This is a genomic window from Robertmurraya phoenicis, from assembly GCF_047302285.1.
Classification (GTDB): domain Bacteria; phylum Bacillota; class Bacilli; order Bacillales; family Cytobacillaceae; genus Robertmurraya.
In genome coordinates, this window is sequence record NZ_CP154845.1 from 4,526,169 (window position 1) to 4,550,000 (window position 23,832).

Genomic DNA, 23,832 nt, shown 5'->3' on the forward strand with positions numbered 1-23,832 from the left:
GAAACTCTTTTTTCTACTGAATAGACGATTTGTTTTCTGTTTCTTTTTCCAATACATTCTCAATATAATCTTTACCCCAGTCATACATAGCATCCAGAATAGGCATCAGACTTCTTCCATACTCAGTGAGTGAGTATTCAACTTTTGGTGGAACGACAGGATAGACTTCACGATGAACAATCAAATGGTCTTCAAGTTCGCGCAATTGATTAACAAGCATTCTTTGAGTGATACCCGGCATGAGGGCCTTTAGTTCACCAAAACGTTTGGTTCCTTCTTTTCCTAGATGCCACAATACCAACATTTTCCATTTTCCGCCAATAATCGAAAGAGTCAATTCTTTTTCACAATTAAACACTTTTTCCCCAAGATTCGGCATTCATTTCACCTCCAACCCTTATTATGTCCAATAGTATACTTTTTGTTACTATATGATAAAAAAGTGCATACTTTTAATTTAGTAACATACCCAGTATACTGAGTATCATACCGTTAGTAAATAGCTATCAATTGGATACAATAACACTGTGCAAAAGAAAGCTATACGGCACAATATACTATTATATAAGGAGCGAGTAATAAATGAAATTACAATTAGCATTAGATCTTGTAGATATTCCAGGAGCCATTGAATTGGTGAAAGAAGTAGAAAATCATATAGATGTTGTAGAAATCGGCACGCCGGTTGTGATTAATGAAGGCCTTAAAGCAGTAAAGGAAGTGAAAGCTGCCTTCCCTAACTTAACTGTATTAGCTGACCTTAAAATCATGGATGCAGCTGGATATGAAGTTAGCCAAGCATCTGCAGCAGGCGCTGACATCATCACCATTCTTGGTACAGCTGAAGACGAGTCCATTAAAGGTGCTGTAGAAGAAGCAAAAAAACAAGGTAAACAAATCCTTGCTGATATGATCGCAGTTAAAGACATTGAAGGTCGTGCGAAAGAACTGGATGAACTAGGAGTAGATTATATCTGCGTTCACACAGGTTATGACCTTCAAGCTGTAGGAAAAAATTCTTTCGAAGACCTTGCAACCATTAAGAGCGTTGTAAAAAATGCGAAAACTGCTATTGCAGGCGGAATCAAATTAGAAACACTTCCAGATGTGATTAAAGTACAACCAGATCTTGTCATCGTAGGTGGCGGTATCACAAGCAAAGACGATAAAAAAGCAGTTGCAGCTAAAATGCAAGAATTAATTAAACAAGGTTAATTATAACTATGAAAACTACTCAATATTTAGCTGAAGTCGTTCAAGAATTAAGTCGGACAGTCGACTTAATCTCTGACGAAGAAGCAGAGAAGTTGGTTAATAAGATTCTGGAATCCAAAAAAATCTTTGTTGCAGGTGCGGGCAGATCTGGATTTATGGGCAAATCTTTCGTGATGAGAATGATGCACATGGGGATCGATGCTTATGTAGTCGGTGAAACTGTAACAGCAAATTTAGAAAAAGGTGATTTGTTGATCATCGGTTCAGGTTCAGGTGAAACGAAAACCTTGGTTTCAATCGCTGAAAAAGCAAAAAGTTTAGGTGGGACGGTCGCAGCTGTAACGATTTCCCCTGACTCCACGATTGGAAAATTAGCTGATATTATCATTAAATTGCCTGGATCACCGAAAGATCAATCTGAAAGTGAATATAAGACCATACAACCAATGGGGTCACTTTTTGAGCAAACGATGTTATTATTTTATGATGCATTGATCTTGTGTTTTATGGAAAAAAAAGGCTTAGACTCTACTAAAATGTACGGCAAACATGCCAATCTCGAATAGAGTACACTTTAAAAAATATGGAAACATCGTAAAGACCGCATTTATTTCTTTTATGAATTGCGGTCTTTACTGCATATTACAAATAACACAGTCCATACAGGAAAGAAAAAATAGCCTCTGATTCAGTCCCTTCTATGGCCGGATCAGAGATCATTATTGGGTGGGGCACAGCCAAGAATTTAGCCATCACTCACAGTATGAGCCCTATTTGGGTTATCACCAATATTTCACTGGTAGGCCCCATGTCTATATAAGTTTTTTTATGGGAAAATAAAATCCTATTGGCGATGAAAAACGCTTCATAAGTGTAGTAAACAAAACTCTTCGTTTTATAAAACAAAGGAATGAGGTTGAATAAATGGTTCGATTCGGCGTAATCGGTACTAATTGGATTACAGAAAGATTACTTGAAGCAGCAAATGATGTAGAAGATTTTAAACTAACTGCTGTTTATTCTCGCACGATTAGTAGAGCAGAAGAATTTGCAAGTAAATATGGAGTAACAAAAATATTTACAAACCTAAAAGAAATGGCAGTTAGTCAAGAAATTGACGCGGTGTACATTGCTACTCCCAATTCATATCACGCAGAACAAGCTATTTTATTTTTGCAAAATGGCAAACATGTGTTATGTGAAAAGCCACTGGCTGTTAATGCAACCGAAGTAGCGAGGATGATTCAAGCCGCAAAAGATCATAACGCCCTATTAATGGAAGCAATGAAATCAACATTACTTCCAAACTTCAAGGTCATTCAAGATAATTTACATAAAATTGGTCCTATCCGTAGATACTTTGCAAGCTATTGTCAGTATTCATCTCGTTATGATAAATACAAAGAAGGAATTGTCCTTAATGCCTTCAATCCAGAGTTTGCGAACGGTTCATTAATGGACCTTGGTGTCTATTGTTTGTATCCACTTATTACATTATTTGGTGAACCAAAAGAAGTGAAGGCAACAGGCATTATGCTTGATTCGGGTGTGGATGGTGAAGGTAGCGTCATCTTAAAATATGATGATAAAGATGCGATTGTGATGTATTCCAAAATAACGAACTCTTATTTACCAAGCGAAATTCAAGGCGAAAAAGGAAGTATCATGATTGATAAGATTCATACGGCTGAAAAAGTAGAAATTCACTACACTGACGGCACGGTTGAACAATTAACAGTCGACCAATCTCATCCAGCTATGTATTACGAAGTGAAAGAATTTATTGAATTAATCAACCGAGGAAAAACAGAGTCTGATACTAACTCATATAAAAATTCATACACCACGATACAAGTGTTGGATAAAGTGAGAGATGAAATAGGTCTTGTATATCAAAGTGATCATAAGTGAAAAAACACAAAAACCCCTACAGCGACTTGTATTATTCTCTTGAGAAATTACGAATCTGGCCTGTTTGTCGAAGAATAAAAGAAATCGTTTTAGAACTTACCTAAACTATTTTGCATCCATTCTTTTTTATAAGAGCATTATAGCATTTTCTACCCGGCTAACAAATTTTAAAGGACTTTTGCTTATTATGCAAAGGTTCAATGCTCATTTTTTAAGATGTGTTTCTTCTTTAATTTGTGATTTAGTTTAAGTATTCCTTAATAGGAGTAGCGACAATGACACTACCCCTATTAGGATCCTACCAACAACCGCACTTTTCTGACCCCACCCTACCCTACAGAGTAAAAAGGGTTGTAAATGTAAAAAAAATCCATGCTATGACCCTTTTTTACAAGTACCTCGGTCGTACCCCACATCCAGAAGAATCCTTACTCCAATCCGGTGATTGATCTTGTTTCACAGCACCCGGAACTCGGTTTGGAAGATTATGAAGTCTTCCAATATGCTTTTATCACCGGTTTTGGAACCTTCACCTTTCACTTTGATGTGCCAGCCATGAACCACTTAAAAGGGGAGCTGGGGGTTCCCATCGAAATCATCCCGGGGTCCGAGTTGCGCATTGACCCCGAAACTCCTTTTATCAAGGAAAAATTAGAGGATGAGAGATTGCCTTATTTTGTCCGCATGTTTGGCCTCAAAGACGCATTTATTTGCGCCGACGGCAACAAACGGACCAAAGCGAGGATGGAACGAGGGGATACAGAATTCAGAGGGTATGTGTTTTACGCTGAACATGCAGAACGCTTCTTTTTCTTCCCGCAGGAGTTTTACTTCTATAAATTTTTGCTTGAGGTAACTCGTATGAACGCACAAATGAAGGAAAACTGGAATGAACGAGACGTTTTCCGTATGACCCAGATCTATCTGCAGGCGAATGCCGGCAAGTAATTCCGGATTTCCGGGGTTCGACTTTGTCGAACACTTTTTCCCCTAAAATGCCTTATAGGTGAAGCTGGATTTGTTATAATAATGTTACGAGAAGTGAACCTGTCCTTTTATCCTCAATATAGGAAAGAGGTGAGGGTGGTTGGCACCTAACAACTCCAAACTCAACACCAACCAATGCCCCCTCAAAAGGGCTAACGCCTATAAAACCCGCAAGGAAGGACAAGCATTGATACTCAAGGAGCTGAAATGGTCGATTTTCGCAATCGTCCTTATCCTGGGTGTCATCTTGCTCTCCCTGGCGGGCGTGGACCTGAAACTTATTGCCGACATCTTGGCAGCAAGTGGACTGGCCGACATAGGCGCTCGGTTAAAACCTTAACAAAACCAACCGCTTGACCTTATCATATAGAAATTCATCGATTTTATGCAGCATCTTTACCGGGCCTGGACAACCCGGAGCCGCTTTCTCGTATGGACTTGCATGACAGGGTATGGAACGATGGCTCAACCCATGACACCAGGAATACAGCACAAAAAAAAAACCCCGTAGTTGGACGACTACGGGGGCTTTTTCTTTCGCTTCGCGTTGGACTTGCATTAGGGTTCACAGAACTTCTAATTCAAGCCGTGACGTTCTGCTGTTTTGTATGTGGTTCCAGCACATACGAAAAACGTAAATGATCTAGTAAACTCAAGTTCGGCTGATGGACGTCAGCTTTTGGGTTCGTTGGCTAGAACCATTCTTTGTGTAACAACTCCATACTAAAACTATATCACGATGTGTGATTTTGTAAACCACAAAGGGTAAACTTTATGATAATAGCGATAGACGACAGCCCGAGTCAACCGCTTTCCCTTCTAGTGGTGTTTTAATTTTCGGCACCTCGCTGTACCGCTGATCTAACTGGTAGCTAGCCTTTCCTACATCGGCATTTGAAGCACCCATTCGTTAAGTAATATTCTTAAGCCAAGTCATTATACGGATGATTTGAAATGGTTCAAACCACGTAATTAAAAAAAGTATAATAAAAAAAGTAGTTAGTGAAATAAATTTCATACTACCTTTTTCCTTATTAAGGATAGCAATAAAACTAAATACAACTCCTAAAAATAAAAAAATAGTTCCTATAAGGGCAATCAGTTCAAAATAACCTTCTATTATCCAGTTAAGCCCGAAAGAAAGTAATCCCAATACAATAAAGACAATTGACCATATACTATTTGTTTTCACCGTAAACACCCCCTAAAATCTTTTCACAATATTTCACTATCCTGCATCTATAGATGTAAAAGAATCCGTGTTGACGGCAACCAGATTAAAAGTATAAAAACGTGAACTCCATTATGGCTTAATACGGCTTGTTATAAAGCGAATTGTTTATAAGTCCATCTTACCAGCATCCCTGGTATCCCATTTTACAAAAATAAAAGATAAAACAGAAAAAATAAACAAAATAATACTCAGAATGCCATATACCCCACCTTCAAATCCTCTAATACTGACAAAACCAACATAAAAGAGAACAACAGAAGCTATTAATGCTAGGGATCCAGGTAACAACCTTCCATATAAGGGAAAACCCTTTTTAGTGAACCACCACGTTAGCCACAATATTATAATTCCAGGTATGATAGCGGTCAGGAAAGGTACTAATAGCATCATTTATATCCACCCCTTTAAAGTAAATACGATGATTATCTTCCATATATTACATAGTGTAATTCTACACTAAAGGAAACAGATGGTAAATACCAGATAATTTTAATTTTATTTTTTGTCTGCAAAAATCTCCTTCTTGAGCTAAACCGCCCCTATGGTAGCATAAGAATTTAAAAACTTTATTATCGCTGTAAGATTCTCGAAAACCGTCAATACATCCAATTAAGAGCAGAGCAGATACGACATATCCAACTAAAAAATGCGTCCCTATCATTGCCCGGAGAGTGAGGCAAAGCAAAAATCCGAGGAGAAGATGCCAGTACTGGCATGAAATTTACTTGGTTTTCGTACATTTTGTCAAAAGTTGCGCATGATTTAAAAAAAATGATAAACATATAGTAGATACAATATAGATATCAACAATGAGGTGATAAAATGATGCCCAAAGGTGAAGAACTTCATACGAATAGGCAAGAAAGCACAAAAACCGAGACGAAAAGACATGCAGACAACCAAAAAGGGGGGAAACACATGGTCACAGTTAAAAAATGGGGAAACAGTTTAGCAGTTCGTATCCCCAGCCAATTCGCAAAGAATCTTGGCCTAAGACACGGTTCTCAGATCGAGCTGGAACTCTTAGCCGACGAAATTGTTATCAGACCTGTCCAAACCAAACCAACGCTGGACCATTTATTAGCACAAACGAAAGGAAAAACAAATCCGCACCTGGATTTTGACTTTGGTGTACCAGAAGGGAAGGAATTGATTTGAGTCTAACTGACCAAAAAAAGTGAACTCGGCTTTTTGGAATTCATCCCACCATCAGGGGTTGAACAAGCCTTCATCGCCCTTCTCTTGTTTGAAGCCCAGAATGATTTAATCAAGCAATCGAACTGGCTATCGTTTGCCACATTCGTTCTCTAAATGAGGATTAGCCATTCGAAGTAGAACTAACCGAACATTTGATATTAAAGGGTATGTAATAACTGACCAAGTGAAAAGTGCTAATAGGAAGTAAGAAAGTTCAAAGTACAAGAATGCACCAAGAGAAATCGTGTAAACACTCACTTTATTCCCTCAAAAAAACGGGTGTTTTTTTCATGTTTTTCCGGCAGACAAAATCTATTCTTCTGTTATAATGTGGCTATTATTTTGCACATTTTGCCGGAGAGATTTTTTTATGTGTATCATCCATGATTTTAACGTCAGTATCAGCACCTATAAAGAAAGAGGAAAAGAGAATGACTTTCCGGTCATTCTTGAATGCCCAGACTGTGGATCAAAGGGGCTTCTACACCGACATGGATTCTTTGAAAGGAATGTCATCATTGCCGAAACTGGGGACGAATGGAAAATGTGATATGCAGGCTTAAATGTAGGAGCTGTAAGAAGGCATTCTCTATACTTCCTGATTTCATCATCCCCCATTACCAGAATTCCCTCACATCTGTGCTTATGATAGTAGAGGATGGTGTTGCAGGTGCTCCGTAGGCTGTTCTGGTGTCTCTAGAGCCTTTTAAGGTTTGGTGAGTAACGTAATTAAACATTATATTCTAATTTCAAATCAATTTGTAAGGATAGATAAAAAGGCGACTGCTTGTTAACAGTTACCTTTTAACCCAGCCTCACCTCACCGAACCAAACCGTACCGTACCTTACCAGACCAAACCTTACCTAACCATACCGCACCATACCGGATTCCATGTAATTCAACTACCCGCCCAGCCTCCACGTTGAATTATTCCCAGGCCTGCTCGCGCCAGCCAGGACCAATAATACCCTGATTCAAAGCGTTTCCCTTCATCCCTCCGTGCCTTAAATCGGCACGGAGCGTATGGCATACCCGACATAAAGTACGTAAATTTTTAGTGCTGTTTGATCCCAGTTTTCCACTAATTTTGTGATCAATGTGACAGGTCTTTAATGTAACCGGCTCCCCACATCGGGTACAGCGCTGGCCATCACGGTAGAAGACCATTGGCCGGATATTTTCGTGCCAAACTTCTTTAGGCGGACGCTGTCTTGGCATTTTTCGTCTCCAAAACTTCAAGAGAAACGACTTCAAACCGTCCAAATCCAATAGACCTTCCGTCAGCTAATCCTATTAGGGAACCTGCATCCAGAAGGACCTGTTCCACTTGTCCGCTGGAAATGATAGTATTATCCCATTGAAGTTCAAATTCCGTTTCCCATCCAGTTGACATCGCTACCCTGTAACGGACATTACGACCCTTTGTCCCCGGATTTTTAACTGAACGAACATCCAGGTAAACAGGATCTTCCTGAGAACACTCAAGAAATTCATTCAACTTTGGTATGTACCGATTGAAAAGAATTTTTTCTGTCAAGACTTGTAAAGTTGCGGAGAACTTAGCCTGGATGGAACCCTTTCCACTTTTGGTATGAAAGGAAGCTGCACGTAGGCACCCGAAAATATACGATGGCTCCACATAAAGCTGCCCGTCCTTGGTTGCGGTGTAGCTCTTCTTCCATTCTTCCGGGTCATTCCCCGCTACTCCCGTTCTCACCTTCCTTTCTAATGAAATAGTGTCATTTGAGAAACAATTTATTAATAAAGGTCTAATCCCCTTTATTTTACACTTTGCAGTCTGCTGCATACCTACTTACCCCCTATTTACTAATCAATTTTTATACAACCTTATGTTTTACACCATTTGTAAAAAATATGTATTCTATAACCAAAAGGGGAAGCCCTGTAAATAGTAACTATTATTTCATCTCCTGCGACATCTCTTTCAGGTTCTCCGTATTCACTCGGTAGTCCTCGATGATTTGTAATACTCTTGCTACGGAACGGAATAATAATCGTTATCTCTCATCATATAGATTATCTTTCCCTGTAGTCACGCTTGACTGGATCGACGTGTTAGTTATGGCGATTGGTCACACGAAATCAAGCGGTGTTGCTGTTACAAAAGGTACATAGTCACACTAAAAGGTGAGATTGACTCCTTGACTCCTTCTCGAAATAAGAACTATTTATATATTTAACTATAATCCTTGTTTATTTACTTTTATTTTTTCTTTAAAAAAGAAGGAGTGAAGGAGTGACGATCGTCAAGGCCTTGATACTCCTCATTTTATTCACTCCTTTTTGCTCAAAAAATAAGGAGTTTCGAAGGAGTGACGCTCCTTAAAAAGGAGTGAGATTCAAAATGAACGATTATTGTTCGTATTAATACTCCTTTGTTTCTGTGATTCACTCCCAAAAAAGGAGTCACACTCCTAAAAAAAGAGTCACACTCCTAGTTTCTCCTTCAAAAAGGAGTCAATTTTAACCTGTGACTCATGCACGAAGAAGTCCTCTATATTCTTTCATTCTAGGGAACTCACGTTTCTTCGAGCTATTATCCCCATTGTAGTCTGGGCACATCCACGGTGTTGCCTTTCCACTCCTATCATGTCTATCTAGTCCAAACTCTGTGATAAGTGGCTCGTCGTCGTCCATCTTTCCTTTTGATTGAATCTTTTTATTTTGCCCTGTTTTATTAACCCACGGGTCGCCCTGAGCTTGAACAACAGCAAGTAAGTCATCCGTGAATGTACGTTTCGACATGACTTTGCCACTTGGGTTGTTTCTCTCATGCCATTTCACAAACAAATCATACAAGAACTGAGTTGGTAGCAAATCCCAAACGAATTGCTCTTTGTATTCATTCCAGAATTCAAGCACTGGATTGTTCTTCTCACGGTAACTATCAAGTACCTCAGCAGAGCGTTGTGGAACAATATACTCGTCAAAATCCATATCCAATGCTTTGTGCAACACATATTCCAATACTTCTTTTCTATTAATATAATCGCTCTTGATGTATTCACGTTCACCATTATTTGTGAATGATTTCATAAACGGAACAAGAATAATGCGTCGGTAGAATGACTCTGTCTTATCTTTTGTCTTCGGTAGACCGTTCATCATCTGAATGTTCGTACCGTTAAACTGGATACGTAATGGCTTTTGGTATTTTCTGTTGATGTTGATGTCATCACCTGTCACAGACGCCTTGTAATCTTTGACGGAGTCGATGAATACCGAAACGTCATTCTCATCCGCGATGTTCGCGGCGACACCAAGCAACGTTTCTTTCAAGAACTCATGGTTGAAGTCAGTCACAGACAAAGACGAGTAGTTTCCTTTACCGAGTAAGTTCTTGATCAGTTGACCAACAGTCCCTTTCCCGTTATTTCCTTTTTCAGAGTAGAACCATATACTCTTGTGACGTGAATAATTCGGTTGCAGACAGTCCGCAATGACTTGCCATATCAATGTAGTGGTATCCGCGTCGTTGTCTGTGATGTCTCGAATCCAAGACTCTACATCCCATTTGTAGCCATCTGGAGCTGTCAACACAGGATTCATTGGGTTCAATTTATAGTCCACCGGTATCTTTGTGAGATACACATACTTCGAATCAAACGGCATTAACTGTCTTGTTTGTCGGTTATAGATTCCATTTTTTACAGCGAACAAATGACGCTCTTTTGTTTGTTCAACTGTTGAGATGGAACGTTCGATTTTGTGAAGTACTTCGTCCATTTCGTGTCGCGTGAAATTCGGAGCAAGCCGCTCCATCATTTCGTAAAAGTATCCGCTGTTCGGATTATAGGTCCCTCTCTTTGCAGAGTTTTTGTTGTGGTCATATACCGCAAGAAGGGTATCCTCTACTCGTTCCGTCATTTGAATGCTTCTAAACGTGAAGATAGACATCATGATAACCGCTACTTCATCGAATTCTAGTTTAGTTGGTAAACGTTGTTTTAACCGATTACCTTTAACAGACATGTTGTCTTGTTCCACGTCAGCTATCTTCTTTTTAAGTGCATCCTCACCGACTTTTATCAAAAACTTATTTTCGATTTGATTCGGTAGAACCAAATTATTTAGATAGTCTGCTAGATACTTAGGGACGAAAATGTCGTCAGGTACATGTGCACGATTCTCAGACTGGTTATCGTCATCGTCGGCACCTGTTGTCGTCCCATCATCGTTATTTCCACCGTTGCCGCCTGAACCGACGCAATCTATTGTGATTAGTTCATTATCCTCAAAGTCTTCCTGTGATAAGAACTTTCTGTTGATTTCCTCGAAATTTATGGTAAAATAATCTATAGTAGCTATGTTTTTATCGCTCATGCAAGACACACCTCTCGTATTATTGTTTGGTGCTGACTTTCGTGTAACATAGAAGCAAAGCAGTTCCGACATTTGCGGTGTCGGTGTCGTTAAAATTTACAAGTATCATAATAGTTCCGGAGCGAATATCGCATCGTGGGCTATTTTTTTTCCCTTTTTTTTCGATGGATTCATCGCACTGCGTGCATGACGTCTGCAAAGTCCGCCAAGGCTCTTGGTAAACGATTACGTAGGACTCAGGTCGCACGTCTCTATCTGGTATGAGGGTTGGTTTTCCATTAGGTTTTACAACCAGCCCTTGCAACATTGTACGGAACGCATGTGAGAGTTGATGATGTGCTATATCAAAACGCGCATCCACAGAAATTGCTTGTCGTTTACTTACATTTTTGATATTTCCATTGTTTAAGCAGCCAAGTATTTAGGCTGCTTTACAAGTCACAAAAAACCTCTTTAGACAAATCTGGGATTTCTTTTCTGACAGCCATTATTATTTTCTTCATAACCTTGTTGCTTGGATCATAATATGGGGCGAAACAAGCCTTCACTTACGGAAAGATAGTTCGCCCTATTATCTGTTACTACTTAGAGTGACAGGTCTACTTTGTGCCACCACTCCTTGTTTATGCTTAGCCCTTCTGCATTATTGGAGCTTCTTCCGCAAGCTCATCTTTGACACTACCCCATAGCTAAACAAAACCATTCCTTAAATCCAGTAGGGTCCATTACTTATATCCTCGCTTGTAACTTTGTAAAGAATTTTAAATCATTGTTTGTAGCTGTCATGCTGGCTGTCATATCATCCAGGAATTGATCAACTTCCTCCTTTTTAAACAGATACTTACTCCCCACCTTGTAATAACGTAAGCCGTTTTTGATAAGTCTGTCCTCAATTACTGGCTTACTGATGTTTAGATACTCGGCTAATTCTTGATAGGTCATGAAATATTTTAGTGAAGCTAATTCCTTCACTTTTTCATTAATTGCTTTTTCAAGCATGGTATTTACTGTCTCTTCATCAATTTGAACATTGAGCATTCTACTCCCCTCCATTTGTACATGCGTATGTTTAGAAGCCTTCTTTATAACATGTACTTTTATTAAAACATGTACTAAAATATTTGTCAATGTTCTTTCAATTGGTACATGTTCTCTAAATATGATATTATATAAATAAAAAAGAAGGTGTGGAAAATCCATGAAGTATCCTTTTATAAGTAAATTGATTAAAGAACAAAGAAAAATTAAAGACATGACCCTGAATGAATTGGAAAATGTTATAGGTGTTACTGCTAGTTATCTCAGTCAGGTAGAAAATGGGAATAAGTTACCTTCAGAAAAGGTATTATTTTCGATTGCGTATTATTTAGATATTCGTCCTGTTAAAAACAACTATCAAGAAAAATTAATAACTGAATATGCCAATATAAAAGGTTTAAATGAAAAGGAATTATGGAATGATTTTCGAAAATTCAAAGCTAGTTTAATACGAGATGTGGAATATTCATTAAATAATTCAATTGATACTGTTAACAAAAATAAATTTAAATTAAAAAAAGGTACATTAAAAGCTGAACCCATTGAGGAACCCTATTTTGATCTAAAATGGTTACTAACTCAAAAGGAATATGAGGTTTTTTATGGTCGTGATTACAATATAAATCCAGGGGATAAGTCAATATTAGACAAACTTTTTTTTCATAGATTGCGTGATGAAGATATAAAAATTATTCATGGAATCATTGAGGCTTATATCTCTAATAGATATGAAAAACGTAAAAAAGAAGGTGATTAAATGGCATACATCTATAAACGTGGCAAGAAATGGGCATATCGTGCTTACGCTGGGAAAGATCCCATAACTGAAAAAGATAAACAAGTAAGTAAGTCTGGCTTTTTAACAAAGAAAGATGCCCAACTTGCTGCTGCCTTGTTTGAAAGGCAATTTCATAATGATGAATACATCCAGCCATCAAAAATAACATTTAATGCTTTGTCTGATGACTGGGAAAAGCATTATTTACAAACAATGAAAGCAAAAGAAAGTAGCTTAAGGGCTAGAAAAATAGCCTTGAAACATATCAAAAATGAGTTTGGGGAAATAGCTATTCAAAAGATAAACAAAAAGGTATACCAGGATACAATAGATAAGCTTTCCAATGAATTTAGTACAAACTATGTTTCAAGTATCCACACTTCCGCCAATATGGTGTTTGAATATGCAAAAGAAAATAAACTAATTAAAGAAGTACCTACAAATGATATTACTTTGCCGAAGAAAAAGAAAACTGTTGCTGATCTTGAAAAAGGTGACTCCATAAAACAAAAGTTTCTCGAAAAAGAAGAATTAGGGGAATTTCTAAACATTGCTAAAAATGATGGCTTAGAAGGTGATTTACTTACTTTCACATTACTTGCTTATACTGGTTTAAGAGCAGGTGAAATGGTTGCTTTAAAATGGTCTGATATTGATTTTGATAACCAAACTTTAACGGTATATAGAACGTATTACAATCCAACTAATAACAAGTCTAAATATACGTTGCTTACACCTAAAACACAAACTTCTCACCGTACCATAACAATAGATAAATTAGTAATTGACTTGCTGCAATTGCATAAAGAAGAACAAGATGAAATTAAAAAGGAAAATGAACCGTTTTATCAAGATAATAATTTTATCTTTGCTACTAATGAAGGCTATCCAAAAACAATAAAAGCGATTTCTATTAGATTGCAGCGATTACTTACGAAAACCAAGATTAAAAAGGATATTACACCACATTCATTTAGGCATACACATACGTCTTTACTAATTGAAGCAAACGTTCATATAAAAGAAATTCAAGAACGCTTAGGACATAGCGACATTAATACGACTATGGATATATACGCCCACATGACAAAGAACATAAAAAAAGAGGCTTCCACTAAGTTTGGTAACTTAATGAAAGACCTCTCGAAAAATCTAATTGATTCAAAACATGAACAAAAGCATGAACACGAACAAGATTAAAGGCTTATAAACCCTTATACATCAGGGATTATAGGTCTTTCTTACATCATGCCGCCCATTCCACCCATGCCGCTCATGTCAGGCATTTGAGCAGTTCCTGGTGGTTCTGGCTTGTCAGCAACGACTGCTTCTGTTGTTAAGAACATAGCAGCAACAGATCCTGCGTTTTGAAGTGCAGAACGCGTAACTTTAGTTGGGTCCACGATACCAGCTTCGATCATGTTTACCCACTCGTTTGTTGCAGCGTTGAAACCAATACCGATTTCTTCATGCTTTAGGCGCTCAACAACGACAGAGCCTTCTAGACCAGCGTTAGCAGCGATTGTGCGAACTGGTTCTTCGATAGCACGAAGGACGATGTTTACACCCGTTTGCTCGTCGCCATCTGCTTGAATAGCAGCAACTTTATTGTATACATTAAGTAATGCAACTCCACCACCAGAAACGATACCTTCTTCAACAGCAGCACGAGTTGAATTTAATGCATCTTCAATGCGTAGCTTGCGCTCTTTAAGCTCAGTTTCAGTAGCAGCACCGACTTTAACAACGGCAACTCCTCCAGCTAATTTAGCAAGACGTTCTTGTAACTTTTCACGGTCAAATTCAGAAGAAGTTTCTTCCATTTGAGCACGAATTTGAGCAACGCGTGAAGCGATTTGTGCTGAATCTCCAGCACCTTCCACGATCGTTGTGTTTTCTTTTGTAACCACAACTTTAGCTGCACGGCCAAGATGTTCAACTGTAGCTGACTTAAGCTCTAAGCCAAGGTCTTCAGTGATAACAGAACCACCAGTTAGGATAGCGATGTCTTCAAGCATTGCTTTACGACGGTCACCAAATCCTGGAGCCTTAACTGCTACTGCATTGAATGTACCACGTAGTTTATTCAATACTAATGTTGGAAGAGCTTCTCCTTCAACATCTTCAGCAATTAATAATAATGGCTTACCTTGTTGAACGACTTGCTCAAGCACTGGTAAGATTTCTTGGATGTTACTAATTTTCTTATCAGTAATTAAAACATATGGATTTTCAAGAACAGCTTCCATTTTGTCAGAATCCGTTACCATGTAAGGAGATGCATATCCACGGTCGAATTGCATACCTTCTACGACATCAAGCTCTGTCGTGAATCCTTTAGATTCTTCGATTGTGATAACACCATCGTTTCCTACACGCTCCATCGCTTCTGCAATCAATTGTCCAACTTCTTCATCAGCAGAAGAAATAGCAGCAACCTGTGCGATCGCTTCTTTGTTTTCTACTGGTTTAGAAATCGCAGTTAATTCTTCTACAGCAGTAGCAACCGCTTTTTCGATTCCTTTACGGATAACCATTGGGTTAGCACCAGCTGTTACGTTCTTTAAACCTTCACGAATCATCGCTTGTGCAAGCACTGTTGCTGTAGTTGTTCCGTCCCCAGCAACATCATTTGTCTTGCTCGCCACTTCCGCAACTAGCTTCGCACCCATGTTTTCAAAAGCATCTTCTAATTCGATTTCTTTTGCAATCGTTACACCGTCATTTGTGATTAATGGAGAACCGTACTTTTTCTCAAGAACCACGTTACGACCTTTAGGTCCAAGGGTTACTTTCACTGCATCTGCAAGAGCGTCTACACCGCGTAGCATCGCACGGCGAGCATCTTCACTGAATTTAATGTCTTTTGCCATTTGAAAAAAACCTCCTTAAGTTTTGTTTATATTCCTACAGTCATAATTTTAAAATCTTATTCGCCTACGATAGCTAAAATGTCATTTTCACGTAAAATTAAATACTCTTGACCTTGGTACTTCACTTCTGTTCCAGAGTATTTTGAGAAGATAATGCGATCACCTACTGAAACTTCAAGAGCTACACGCTCACCGTTGTCTAGTACACGACCCGTACCAACAGCTACAATTTTTCCTTCTTGAGGCTTTTCTTTAGCTGAATCTGGTAAAACGATACCGCTTGCAGTTTTTTCTTCCGTTTCAACAAGCTCAATAACAATGCGATCACCTAGTGGCTTTAACAAGTGAAACAACCTCCTCAAATATAATATGTAATATTTTATTAGCACTCGAACGCTTTGAGTGCTAACACAATTATTATATTAATGAATTCTTATTTTTTTTGCAAGCATCAAGTGCAAATTTCCTGTAAAAATTTTTACTGTTTTTCAACTGATTTTTTTACAAAATATTAATTAAGATTTGCCTCACATTCATATCTTTTCCTTTGAAAACATAACCTTTCAAAGTATGTACAACTTTTGCAATATTATCCAATAATAAATATTTTAAGGCTTCTGTTTGTACGTTTATCGATTTTATTAGTAGAATAGTTTTAGTGCATCATTAGTTAGGTGTAAAAGGGGAATCATAATTTGAAGAAAGAATACTGGTACATTTTAATCATTTATATTACGATGCACCTTTCTAGTTTTGTAGGGGTGCCAGCTTTAACATTTGGTGGCATGTTACTTGGATATAGTGTAGAAGAAATGGCTATTCACTCTGTCGTGATTTGGATCGTCTTCAGTTTTACAGCAGCACTAGTAGCAATCTTGATCCTTTTGCGAAAAGAGATGAAGCAACCGGACCTCTATCGAAATTCCGCTCCTGTATCAGCTTCCGTCTTTTGGGCGATCGCTGGTGTATTTCTTGCTTTATTTGCTCAAGGGTTAGCTGCCAATATTGAAAACTGGTTAGGGATAGAAATGGGCTCTGAAAATACACAGCAAATTCTCTCTCTCATCGAATCTTTTCCGATTGTTGTGATCGTCAGCTCTGTGATTGGTCCTATTCTCGAAGAAATCGTTTTTCGAAAAATTATTTTCGGTTCACTTTATAAAAGGTTAAACTTTTTCTTATCAGCCATTATCAGTTCTGTCATCTTTGCCTTAGCACATGCAGAAATTGAGCATATATTGCTCTATTCCGCTATGGGGTTTACGTTTGCTTTTCTTTATATTAAAACAAAGCGGATTATTGTCCCGATTATAGCTCATGTAGCGATGAACACCTTTGTTGTCCTCGTACAATCTGTTTTTAAAGAGGATCTAGAACGAATAATAAGAGAAACAGAAAATATTCAAAGCTTTATTGGAGGTCTTTTTCTATGACACGAACACCTTTGTTTTCAGGGATTATATATATTCTTCTTGGGGTGTTGTTTACCTATTTCGCTATCCAAGATATACAACGAAATGATGAATGGGGATTTTTTACCTATTTACTCGTCATTTTAGCTACTTTTGATTTCGGAAGTGGAATTCGTATGATCCTCTTTCACTTTAAAGTAAAAGCAATCCAGAAGGAGAAAAAATAAATAAAGGCTCTTAACATGGTTTCTTTTGAATGTTGGTTACATGACTTAGCCAGCAGATTATTGATCGAAAGACGAGATAAGAGCCTGCTCTTTTTATGCGTGACGTGATATTAAGTATGACACCTATGACCTTTGCAAAAATCACAATTCGTACGAAAGCAGCCTAAGGAAAAGGCATGAGCTCAAGGTTTAAACCAGAGTCCATGCCTTTATTTTTATTCCTCTACTTCATCTACCCCATAATGTTTAAGGAAATACACCAATGATTGGAGTTCAACCGCCAAATCAATGTGATGAACTCTTGTTGTTGCAGGTACGGTTAATCTTGCAGGTGTAAAATTAAGAATACCTTTCACATTCGCATCAACTAGTCGATCTGTAATCGTTTGAGCGAATGGTGCTGGTACAGTTAAAATCGCAACCGAAATGCCCATTTCTTTAATGACCTTTTCTAGCTTGTCCATATGATAGATCGGAACATCTGCGATCGATGTACCAACCTTTGCTTCCTCAACGTCAAAACCAACAGCAATTTTTGTATTATTATTTTTTAAAAAATTATAATTCAATAATGCCGTCCCAAGGTTCCCGACACCAATTAAAGCAACCTTTGTTAACTCATCTTGATCAAGTGTCTTTCGGAAAAAGGTAAGTAAGTAATTAACATTATAACCGTACCCTTTTTTCCCTAATGCACCAAAGTAAGAGAAATCTCTTCTTATCGTAGCTGAATCAACCTTCACGGCTTCACTCAATTCAGCAGAGGACACCCTTTGCTTGCCTGAAGAATGTAAGTTTTTCAAAAATCGATAATATAACGGTAGCCTCTTCGCTGTAGCTTGAGGTATTTTCACAGTATCGTTACTCATCCTATTTCCCCCACCCTTATATATTCTAAAAAAGAATGAGATCTTACTTAATCTCTATCTCTCTTTTAAAATCTCCGTTTTTCCCACCAGTCTTTGCGACTAAATAGGTTTGACCGATAATCATGCCTTTGTCCACTGCCTTACACATATCGTAGACTGTCAACGCACACACAGATGCCGCTGTTAACGCTTCCATTTCCACACCTGTGTTCCCTTTCGTTTTAACAGATGCGGCAATTTTAAGTCTATAATCTTCATCTTCAAATTCCCATTCAAATGATATGTTCACACCGGTTAATGGGATTGGATGACACATTGGGATGATGTCAGCTGTTTTTTTACAAGCCATAATGCCTGCAACTTGTGCAACTGCCAGAACATCCCCTTTTTTATTTTGATGCTGCGTAATTTGCTCATAAATCTCTTTATTCACGATAATACTGGAGTTAGCAATTGCTGTCCTGACGGTTTCCTTCTTATCGCTAACATCAACCATTTTGGCTCTGCCTTCTTCATTAAAATGTGTAAATTCAGCCATCATTAAACACCTCACTTCAAATGATACACTATTTTGTGATCTTTGTGAAAATATTGTTATCACTTTCACAAATAATTTTCTAGCCATTTTGGAAATATCTTCTTTTATTGCCGTTCTCTTGCTTCTACGTTACACTATTCGTAGACATATAGAGGTGAGAGCAATGATACTATTACAAGTCAATCAATTATCAAAATCATACGGGGCTGACCCTATTTTAACGAATATAAAGCTCGAAGTTCAAACGAGGGATCGAATCGCATTGGTCGGACGAAATGGTGCTGGGAAATCGACTCTCCTTAAGATTATTGCTGGACAGCTTTCATACGATTCTGGCGAAATCATTAAACCAAAGGGAGTCGAGATCGGTTATTTGGCCCAAACGACGGGTCTTGATTCGGAATATTCAATTTGGGACGAGATGCTAACCGTATTTCAACATTTAAAGAACCAGGAAAAATCGTTACGAACCTTGGAAGAGAAAATGTCTGATCCAGTTGTTTTCAACAATCCGAATGAGTACGAGCGAATCTTAAAAGAATATGATCAGCTTCAAGTCTCTTTCAAAGAAAATGGTGGCTATCAATATGAGTCAGACATTCGTTCTGTTTTACATGGATTGAACTTTCACTCGTTTGACTACTCCACGAAGATTTCGAGTTTAAGCGGTGGGCAAAAAACAAGGCTCGCTTTAGGGAAACTCCTATTAACGAAACCTGACATTTTAATTCTTGATGAACCAACAAACCACTTGGATATCGAGACCCTCTCTTGGCTAGAAAACTACTTGCAAGGCTACGATGGAGCTATTCTTATCGTCTCCCATGACCGCTACTTTTTGGACAAAGTGGTCAATCAAGTATATGAAATTTCGCGCCTGAACATCTCAAGGTATACAGGTAACTACAGTGCATATCTAGAACAGAAAGCATTAAACTACGAACGAGAAATGAAACAATTCGAAAAGCAGCAAGAAGAAATCGCCAAGCTCCAGGATTTTATTCAACGGAATTTAGCGCGTGCTTCCACCACGAAAAGGGCTCAAAGTCGCAGAAAACAGCTTGATCGTATGCAAGTGATGGACAGACCTCTTGGCGATGAAAAATCGGCTTCCTTCGGTTTTGATATCGAAAGACAAAGCGGGAACGATGTTTTAAAAGTAGATTCTTTAACGATTGGTTATGGCGAGGAGAAGATTAGTGAAAATCTTTCTTTCCGTCTCACAAGAGGAGATAGTATTGCCTTAGTTGGACCGAATGGAATTGGCAAATCGACGCTTTTAAAAACGATCATTGGTCGAATCAAGCAGCTTTCTGGTGATATTCACTTCGGTTCGAACGTTACGATTGGTTATTACGATCAGGAACAGGCTGAATTAACTTCGAATAAACGGGTTTTAAATGAACTTTGGGATGATTATCCTTTAATGAATGAAAAGGACATTCGTACAGCTTTAGGCAATTTCCTCTTCTCTGGAGATGACGTCTTAAAGACCGTTTCTACTTTAAGTGGTGGCGAGAAGGCTCGACTTGCTTTAGCCAAACTGATGATGAAAAAAGCGAATTTCTTAATTTTGGATGAGCCGACAAACCATCTTGATTTAGATAGTAAAGAAGTGTTGGAGAACTCGCTCATCGATTATCCAGGAACGATTTTATTTGTATCCCATGACCGCTATTTCATTAATCGGATTGCGACAAAGGTCCTCGAGCTTAGTCCAAATTCCGCGACAGAGTTTCTTGGGGACTATGATTATTATGTCGAAAAGAAACTAGAACTAGAAGAATTAAAAGCACTTGAGCAAAAAAAGATATCCACAACCTCTCAACAAGAGAAGCCAGAAAAAACAAATTATCAACAAGATAAAGAAGCCAAGAAAATTGAACGTCAACGAAAGCGTAGATTAGAAGAGATTGAAAGGCTCATTGAAGAACTTGAAGAAATGATAGATATAAATGAACAATTACTGTGCGAGCCTGAGGTCTTTCAAGATCATGAAAGAGTGCTAACGCTCACCACCGAAACGGATCAGGCAAAAGAACAATTAGAACATCTTTTAGAAGAATGGACTGAATTAGCAGAATAATTTTCCTACTGAAGTACCGGGATAGAAGAGCTATCCCGGTTTTATTTTTCCACAAAATTGTCCACATTTCAAATCCTTGTATTAATGCTTTCCACAGACTTTTCCACATTATCCACAAAAAAGTGATTATTTATCCACATTATCAACAAGATTGTAGATATTATCCACAAAAAAATCCTCTGCTAAGAGAGGATTTTTTCCTGGTTCAAATTATTGGTTGTGGATGGTGATATCCAAACCGGGATTAGCGTTTAAATTCAGTGCTGCACGCTGTCCCTTATCATAAAAGATACTCCCTGCAGCAGCAATCATCGCTGCATTGTCTGTGCATAAATACAATGGCGGAATCACTAGTTCTGCCTCTTCGCTGGAAAACACTTCTTCTAACCTTGTACGTAATCCTTTATTCGCTGCGACACCACCCGCTAATAACACTTGTCTAACATTGTATTCTTTCGTCGCTTTCAATGTTTTCGTCACTAACACGTCAATGACACTCTCTTGGAAACTAGCAGCTAAATTTTCGGGGATAATGGTTTCTCCTCGTTGCTCTGCATTGTGGACAGTGTTAATAACCGCTGACTTCAAGCCACTAAAGCTGAAATCATAGGAATCTTCTTCTAACCAAGCTCTTGGCAACAGAATCGTCGCTTCTCCGTCCTGTGCCATCCGGTCAATATGAGGTCCACCTGGATATGGAAGGTTTAATGTTCTTGCTACTTTATCATAGGCTTCCCCTGCCGCGTCATCCCTTGTTTCCCCGATCACTTCAAAATGACCATGTTCCTTCATATACACAAGTTCTGTATGTCCACCAGACACAACAAGTGATAAAAGAGGAAACTTCATTTCTGTCACGATTCGGTTAGCATATATATGACCAGCTATGTGATGAACAGGTACTAACGGAATCCCGTGGGCAAATGCTAAAGCCTTCGCTGCATTAACCCCAATTAACAGGGCTCCAACAAGTCCAGGACCTTCTGTTACAGCAATCGCATCGATATCCTTAAATTCTAAATTAGCTTTCGATAATGCCTCTTCTAAAACGATCGTCAATTGTTCAACATGATGCCTTGAGGCAATTTCAGGCACGACTCCGCCGAATCGTTTATGACTTTCAATTTGTGAAGCAACGACATTGGCAACAATTTCTCGTCCATTTTTTATGATCGCGACAGCTGTTTCATCACAGCTCGTCTCAATCCCCATAATATATTGTTCTTTTTTCATTACAAATTCACCCACATTACTAATCCATCTTCTTGGTTATCCGTGTAATAATTTTTTCGAATTCCACCATTTTGAAATCCAAGCTTTCGATAGAGAGACTGGGCAATATGATTAGACACCCGAACTTCTAGTGTCATCGTTTTCGCACCTTTTTCTCTCGCAATTTCCATCACTTTTTTTAATAGAGCTTCTCCTAGTTTTCTTCCTCGATATTTCGGCAACAAAGCGATATTGGTTATGTGGGCTTCATCGATAATGATCCATACTCCACAATATCCGAAGACTCCTTCTTCATCTTCTAAAACCGTATACAGAGCAAAGCGATTTTTCGTTAACTCATTCTCAAATGATTCTCGACTCCAAGGAGTGGTAAAGGATTGATTTTCGATAATCATAATTTGATCGATATCTTTTTCTTCCATCTCACGAAATGTTAGTTGATTATTCATTCTCTCTCTTCCTTAGTTAGAGTTCTTTGTTTTGTTCGCTTCCATCCATTTAGCTTCCGCTTCTGCCAATCGAACATAATTGGGGACAAACGAATGAATATCGACACCACTTTTATTCATTCCTAAAAAGGCTAATTCTGCCGGCCGTGGATTCTGCTCAGTCATTTCTGCAAAATGCGCCTTCTCCCCCATTACTTCTTCGATGACTTCACGATGTAATGGTAAGTCATTTCCGATAAAAAGGACGGGTTTAGAAAAAGAACGCAACAGTTCCGCCCAGTCTCGGGATTGGAGAATGTGATCCTTTTCTACAGTTGTTAAAATCCCATTTTCATATTGGTAAAGCCCTGTATAAATTTGTCCACGTCTCCCATCAAATAGCGGGGACACAGCTCCTGGAAAGTATCTTCCTACAGAGGCTGCAAGAATTTCTAAGCTAGACACTCCAACAAGGGGGATATTTAATGTCCAAGCTAATGTCTTAGCAATGGTCACTCCGATTCTAACACCTGTATAGGAACCTGGTCCTTGAGCTACCACAATCTTTGTGAGATCATTTGCTGTCAGATCGCAATCCTTTAATAATGTTTCTATCGTTGGCATAACACGAATAGAATGGTTCTTCTTTACATTTGTGATATATTCACCGATTACCTTCTCTTCATCGATAACGGCAATTCCTAATGGATAATTTGATGTATCAATCGCTAAAACCTTCATAATCCTAACTCCTTACATAATTCCTCATAGCGCGTACCCTTTGGCTCTAACGTAATCAATCTCGTATCCTCAACCCCATGGGTTAAACGAATCATTAATCTATCATTCGGGAGTTGATCTTCGATTAAATGGGCCCACTCCACGACCGTTACACCATCTCCTTCAAAATATTCATCAAATCCTAAATCCTCATCAGAATCTTCTAATCGATAAACATCCATATGGTATAGCGGGAGATCCCCAATATATTCTTTAATGATCGTGAATGTTGGACTATTGACCGTTTTCTTTATATGTAATCCCTCAGCTAGTCCCTTCGTAAACGTCGTCTTTCCAGCCCCTAGATCTCCCTCAAGAGTAATCACATCTTGTGGCTTTAAAAGGTATGCCAGTCGTTTTGCCAACTCCTTCGTTTCTGAAGGAGTTGTCGAAGTAATGGTATACTCACTCATCTTCATTTATCACCTAAATCTATTTAAAATATGAACCATAATATATATAAAAAAACCTTAGGATTTTTGCACCTAAGGAAGCCCTATCATTACCACTATATGTAGTTTACCTTAAAACGGGAGAATGAGCAAAAAATGTGGACATAAAAAAAAAACGAAACAAAGTTTCGTTTACACTCATAAATGGCGGTCCGGACGGGACTCGAACCCGCGACCTCCTGCGTGACAGGCAGGCATTCTAACCAACTGAACTACCGGACCAATGCTT

General features: G+C 38.5%; 28 protein-coding genes and 1 tRNA gene. 13 read left to right on the forward strand and 16 right to left on the reverse strand.

Going from position 1 to position 23,832, the window contains the following annotated elements; genetic code table 11:
• Positions 1-13 precede the first annotated feature (13 nt).
• Entirely contained in the window at positions 14-379 is a 366-nt protein-coding gene (locus AA0X71_RS22480) for a winged helix-turn-helix transcriptional regulator (protein ID WP_031538335.1), read from the reverse strand.
• A 203-nt stretch (positions 380-582) separates the two neighbouring features.
• Here AA0X71_RS22480 and hxlA point away from each other — a divergent pair, with 203 nt between their 5' ends.
• The 5 genes from hxlA to AA0X71_RS22505 all read left to right on the forward strand — a co-directional run bounded on the left by hxlA (position 583) and on the right by AA0X71_RS22505 (position 4,453).
• Complete coding sequence (hxlA, locus tag AA0X71_RS22485) at positions 583-1,215, forward strand: 3-hexulose-6-phosphate synthase (protein WP_031538336.1); 633 nt, start codon at positions 583-585, stop codon at positions 1,213-1,215.
• 8 nt (positions 1,216-1,223) lie between these two features.
• Positions 1,224-1,781, forward strand: coding sequence for a 6-phospho-3-hexuloisomerase (gene hxlB, locus AA0X71_RS22490; RefSeq protein ID WP_413357502.1), 558 nt, complete (start codon positions 1,224-1,226; stop codon positions 1,779-1,781).
• A gap of 358 nt (positions 1,782-2,139) precedes the next feature.
• Positions 2,140-3,126: a Gfo/Idh/MocA family protein gene (locus AA0X71_RS22495; protein ID WP_072526549.1), complete on the forward strand. Its 987-nt coding sequence runs from the start codon at positions 2,140-2,142 to the stop codon at positions 3,124-3,126.
• Positions 3,127-3,603: 477 nt separating this feature from the next.
• Positions 3,604-4,074: a hypothetical protein gene (locus AA0X71_RS22500; protein ID WP_413357503.1), complete on the forward strand. Its 471-nt coding sequence runs from the start codon at positions 3,604-3,606 to the stop codon at positions 4,072-4,074.
• Between the two features lie 139 nt (positions 4,075-4,213).
• Positions 4,214-4,453, forward strand: a complete 240-nt coding sequence (locus AA0X71_RS22505; protein ID WP_413357504.1) for a hypothetical protein — start codon at positions 4,214-4,216, stop codon at positions 4,451-4,453.
• A 570-nt stretch (positions 4,454-5,023) separates the two neighbouring features.
• Here the strand turns inward: AA0X71_RS22505 and AA0X71_RS22510 are convergent.
• Both AA0X71_RS22510 and AA0X71_RS22515 read right to left on the reverse strand, forming a co-directional pair.
• Positions 5,024-5,305, reverse strand: coding sequence for a hypothetical protein (locus AA0X71_RS22510; RefSeq protein WP_413357505.1), 282 nt, complete (start codon positions 5,303-5,305; stop codon positions 5,024-5,026).
• Between the two features lie 147 nt (positions 5,306-5,452).
• The gene (locus AA0X71_RS22515) at positions 5,453-5,737 is read right to left on the reverse strand and encodes a YesK family protein (protein ID WP_413357506.1); all 285 of its coding nucleotides are present in this window, start codon (positions 5,735-5,737) and stop codon (positions 5,453-5,455) included.
• Between the two features lie 435 nt (positions 5,738-6,172).
• Here AA0X71_RS22515 and AA0X71_RS22520 point away from each other — a divergent pair, with 435 nt between their 5' ends.
• Entirely contained in the window at positions 6,173-6,505 is a 333-nt protein-coding gene (locus tag AA0X71_RS22520; protein ID WP_413357507.1) for an AbrB/MazE/SpoVT family DNA-binding domain-containing protein, read from the forward strand.
• A 576-nt stretch (positions 6,506-7,081) separates the two neighbouring features.
• The gene (locus AA0X71_RS22525) at positions 7,082-7,225 is read left to right on the forward strand and encodes a DUF6431 domain-containing protein (protein ID WP_413357508.1); all 144 of its coding nucleotides are present in this window, start codon (positions 7,082-7,084) and stop codon (positions 7,223-7,225) included.
• A 247-nt stretch (positions 7,226-7,472) separates the two neighbouring features.
• Here the strand turns inward: AA0X71_RS22525 and AA0X71_RS22530 are convergent, their stop codons facing one another.
• Positions 7,473-7,763: an HNH endonuclease gene (locus tag AA0X71_RS22530; protein ID WP_413357509.1), complete on the reverse strand. Its 291-nt coding sequence runs from the start codon at positions 7,761-7,763 to the stop codon at positions 7,473-7,475.
• Positions 7,741-8,352, reverse strand: coding sequence for a hypothetical protein (locus AA0X71_RS22535; RefSeq protein ID WP_413357510.1), 612 nt, complete (start codon positions 8,350-8,352; stop codon positions 7,741-7,743). The genes AA0X71_RS22530 and AA0X71_RS22535 overlap by 23 nt, the downstream gene beginning before the upstream one ends.
• Before the next feature lie 170 nt (positions 8,353-8,522).
• Between AA0X71_RS22535 and AA0X71_RS22540 the strand changes: the two genes are divergently transcribed.
• Positions 8,523-8,681: a hypothetical protein gene (locus AA0X71_RS22540; protein WP_413357511.1), complete on the forward strand. Its 159-nt coding sequence runs from the start codon at positions 8,523-8,525 to the stop codon at positions 8,679-8,681.
• A gap of 360 nt (positions 8,682-9,041) precedes the next feature.
• Here the strand turns inward: AA0X71_RS22540 and AA0X71_RS22545 are convergent, their stop codons facing one another.
• Together AA0X71_RS22545 and AA0X71_RS22550 are read right to left on the reverse strand one after the other, a co-directional pair.
• Positions 9,042-10,889: a phage/plasmid primase, P4 family gene (locus tag AA0X71_RS22545; protein ID WP_413357512.1), complete on the reverse strand. Its 1,848-nt coding sequence runs from the start codon at positions 10,887-10,889 to the stop codon at positions 9,042-9,044.
• A gap of 729 nt (positions 10,890-11,618) precedes the next feature.
• Positions 11,619-11,927: a helix-turn-helix domain-containing protein gene (locus AA0X71_RS22550; RefSeq protein ID WP_144546867.1), complete on the reverse strand. Its 309-nt coding sequence runs from the start codon at positions 11,925-11,927 to the stop codon at positions 11,619-11,621.
• 160 nt (positions 11,928-12,087) lie between these two features.
• Here AA0X71_RS22550 and AA0X71_RS22555 point away from each other — a divergent pair, with 160 nt between their 5' ends.
• Together AA0X71_RS22555 and AA0X71_RS22560 are read left to right on the forward strand one after the other, a co-directional pair.
• On the forward strand, positions 12,088-12,684 hold the full coding sequence (locus AA0X71_RS22555; protein WP_413357513.1) for a helix-turn-helix domain-containing protein: 597 nt from the start codon (positions 12,088-12,090) through the stop codon (positions 12,682-12,684).
• On the forward strand, positions 12,685-13,905 hold the full coding sequence (locus AA0X71_RS22560) for a tyrosine-type recombinase/integrase (RefSeq protein WP_413357514.1): 1,221 nt from the start codon (positions 12,685-12,687) through the stop codon (positions 13,903-13,905).
• A 41-nt stretch (positions 13,906-13,946) separates the two neighbouring features.
• On the opposite strand, the gene groL is transcribed toward AA0X71_RS22560, so the two are convergent.
• Positions 13,947-15,578, reverse strand: a complete 1,632-nt coding sequence (gene groL / locus AA0X71_RS22565; protein ID WP_413357515.1) for a chaperonin GroEL — start codon at positions 15,576-15,578, stop codon at positions 13,947-13,949.
• 56 nt (positions 15,579-15,634) lie between these two features.
• Positions 15,635-15,922, reverse strand: coding sequence for a co-chaperone GroES (gene groES / locus AA0X71_RS22570; RefSeq protein ID WP_019157043.1), 288 nt, complete (start codon positions 15,920-15,922; stop codon positions 15,635-15,637).
• 351 nt (positions 15,923-16,273) lie between these two features.
• Here groES and AA0X71_RS22575 point away from each other — a divergent pair, with 351 nt between their 5' ends.
• Entirely contained in the window at positions 16,274-17,011 is a 738-nt protein-coding gene (locus AA0X71_RS22575) for a CPBP family intramembrane glutamic endopeptidase (protein WP_413357516.1), read from the forward strand.
• A complete protein-coding gene (locus tag AA0X71_RS22580) occupies positions 17,008-17,217 on the forward strand; it encodes a YdiK family protein (protein WP_413357517.1) in 210 nt (69 codons plus the stop codon). Before AA0X71_RS22575 ends, AA0X71_RS22580 begins: the two co-directional genes overlap by 4 nt.
• 215 nt (positions 17,218-17,432) lie before the next feature.
• On the opposite strand, the gene AA0X71_RS22585 is transcribed toward AA0X71_RS22580, so the two are convergent.
• Positions 17,433-18,086 carry a redox-sensing transcriptional repressor Rex gene (locus AA0X71_RS22585; RefSeq protein ID WP_413357518.1) on the reverse strand — a complete coding sequence of 218 codons (654 nt, stop codon included), beginning with the start codon at positions 18,084-18,086 and terminating at the stop codon, positions 17,433-17,435.
• A 43-nt stretch (positions 18,087-18,129) separates the two neighbouring features.
• A complete protein-coding gene (gene moaC, locus AA0X71_RS22590) occupies positions 18,130-18,624 on the reverse strand; it encodes a cyclic pyranopterin monophosphate synthase MoaC (protein ID WP_413357519.1) in 495 nt (164 codons plus the stop codon).
• A gap of 163 nt (positions 18,625-18,787) precedes the next feature.
• Here moaC and AA0X71_RS22595 point away from each other — a divergent pair, with 163 nt between their 5' ends.
• Positions 18,788-20,710, forward strand: a complete 1,923-nt coding sequence (locus AA0X71_RS22595) for an ABC-F family ATP-binding cassette domain-containing protein (protein ID WP_413357520.1) — start codon at positions 18,788-18,790, stop codon at positions 20,708-20,710.
• 210 nt (positions 20,711-20,920) lie between these two features.
• Here the strand turns inward: AA0X71_RS22595 and tsaD are convergent, their stop codons facing one another.
• From tsaD to AA0X71_RS22620, 5 genes are all read right to left on the reverse strand, one after another.
• Complete coding sequence (gene tsaD, locus AA0X71_RS22600) at positions 20,921-21,943, reverse strand: tRNA (adenosine(37)-N6)-threonylcarbamoyltransferase complex transferase subunit TsaD (protein ID WP_413357521.1); 1,023 nt, start codon at positions 21,941-21,943, stop codon at positions 20,921-20,923.
• Positions 21,943-22,392, reverse strand: coding sequence for a ribosomal protein S18-alanine N-acetyltransferase (gene rimI / locus AA0X71_RS22605; RefSeq protein ID WP_413357522.1), 450 nt, complete (start codon positions 22,390-22,392; stop codon positions 21,943-21,945). Before rimI ends, tsaD begins: the two co-directional genes overlap by 1 nt.
• Before the next feature lie 12 nt (positions 22,393-22,404).
• Positions 22,405-23,112, reverse strand: coding sequence for a tRNA (adenosine(37)-N6)-threonylcarbamoyltransferase complex dimerization subunit type 1 TsaB (gene tsaB / locus AA0X71_RS22610; RefSeq protein ID WP_413357523.1), 708 nt, complete (start codon positions 23,110-23,112; stop codon positions 22,405-22,407).
• A complete protein-coding gene (gene tsaE / locus AA0X71_RS22615) occupies positions 23,109-23,564 on the reverse strand; it encodes a tRNA (adenosine(37)-N6)-threonylcarbamoyltransferase complex ATPase subunit type 1 TsaE (protein ID WP_413357524.1) in 456 nt (151 codons plus the stop codon). Before tsaE ends, tsaB begins: the two co-directional genes overlap by 4 nt.
• Positions 23,565-23,748: 184 nt before the next feature.
• Positions 23,749-23,825 (reverse strand) — tRNA-Asp (locus AA0X71_RS22620).
• Between the last annotated feature and the right edge of the window lie 7 nt (positions 23,826-23,832).

Bases quoted from the DNA above. Each gene is read 5' to 3' on its own strand.
- AA0X71_RS22480 (WP_031538335.1), bottom strand. From the start codon at position 379: ATGCCGAATCTTGGGGAAAAAGTGTTTAATTGTGAAAAAGAATTGACT.
- hxlA (WP_031538336.1), top strand. From the start codon at position 583: ATGAAATTACAATTAGCATTAGATCTTGTAGATATTCCAGGAGCCATT.
- hxlB (WP_413357502.1), top strand. From the start codon at position 1,224: ATGAAAACTACTCAATATTTAGCTGAAGTCGTTCAAGAATTAAGTCGG.
- AA0X71_RS22495 (WP_072526549.1), top strand. From the start codon at position 2,140: ATGGTTCGATTCGGCGTAATCGGTACTAATTGGATTACAGAAAGATTA.
- AA0X71_RS22515 (WP_413357506.1), bottom strand. From the start codon at position 5,737: ATGATGCTATTAGTACCTTTCCTGACCGCTATCATACCTGGAATTATA.
- AA0X71_RS22520 (WP_413357507.1), top strand. From the start codon at position 6,173: ATGCCCAAAGGTGAAGAACTTCATACGAATAGGCAAGAAAGCACAAAA.
- AA0X71_RS22525 (WP_413357508.1), top strand. From the start codon at position 7,082: ATGGAAAATGTGATATGCAGGCTTAAATGTAGGAGCTGTAAGAAGGCA.
- AA0X71_RS22530 (WP_413357509.1), bottom strand. From the start codon at position 7,763: ATGCCAAGACAGCGTCCGCCTAAAGAAGTTTGGCACGAAAATATCCGG.
- AA0X71_RS22535 (WP_413357510.1), bottom strand. From the start codon at position 8,352: ATGCAGCAGACTGCAAAGTGTAAAATAAAGGGGATTAGACCTTTATTA.
- AA0X71_RS22540 (WP_413357511.1), top strand. From the start codon at position 8,523: ATGATTTGTAATACTCTTGCTACGGAACGGAATAATAATCGTTATCTC.
- AA0X71_RS22545 (WP_413357512.1), bottom strand. From the start codon at position 10,889: ATGAGCGATAAAAACATAGCTACTATAGATTATTTTACCATAAATTTC.
- AA0X71_RS22550 (WP_144546867.1), bottom strand. From the start codon at position 11,927: ATGCTCAATGTTCAAATTGATGAAGAGACAGTAAATACCATGCTTGAA.
- AA0X71_RS22555 (WP_413357513.1), top strand. From the start codon at position 12,088: ATGAAGTATCCTTTTATAAGTAAATTGATTAAAGAACAAAGAAAAATT.
- AA0X71_RS22560 (WP_413357514.1), top strand. From the start codon at position 12,685: ATGGCATACATCTATAAACGTGGCAAGAAATGGGCATATCGTGCTTAC.
- groL (WP_413357515.1), bottom strand. From the start codon at position 15,578: ATGGCAAAAGACATTAAATTCAGTGAAGATGCTCGCCGTGCGATGCTA.
- AA0X71_RS22580 (WP_413357517.1), top strand. From the start codon at position 17,008: ATGACACGAACACCTTTGTTTTCAGGGATTATATATATTCTTCTTGGG.
- AA0X71_RS22585 (WP_413357518.1), bottom strand. From the start codon at position 18,086: ATGAGTAACGATACTGTGAAAATACCTCAAGCTACAGCGAAGAGGCTA.
- moaC (WP_413357519.1), bottom strand. From the start codon at position 18,624: ATGGCTGAATTTACACATTTTAATGAAGAAGGCAGAGCCAAAATGGTT.
- AA0X71_RS22595 (WP_413357520.1), top strand. From the start codon at position 18,788: ATGATACTATTACAAGTCAATCAATTATCAAAATCATACGGGGCTGAC.
- tsaD (WP_413357521.1), bottom strand. From the start codon at position 21,943: ATGAAAAAAGAACAATATATTATGGGGATTGAGACGAGCTGTGATGAA.
- rimI (WP_413357522.1), bottom strand. From the start codon at position 22,392: ATGAATAATCAACTAACATTTCGTGAGATGGAAGAAAAAGATATCGAT.
- tsaB (WP_413357523.1), bottom strand. From the start codon at position 23,112: ATGAAGGTTTTAGCGATTGATACATCAAATTATCCATTAGGAATTGCC.
- tsaE (WP_413357524.1), bottom strand. From the start codon at position 23,564: ATGAGTGAGTATACCATTACTTCGACAACTCCTTCAGAAACGAAGGAG.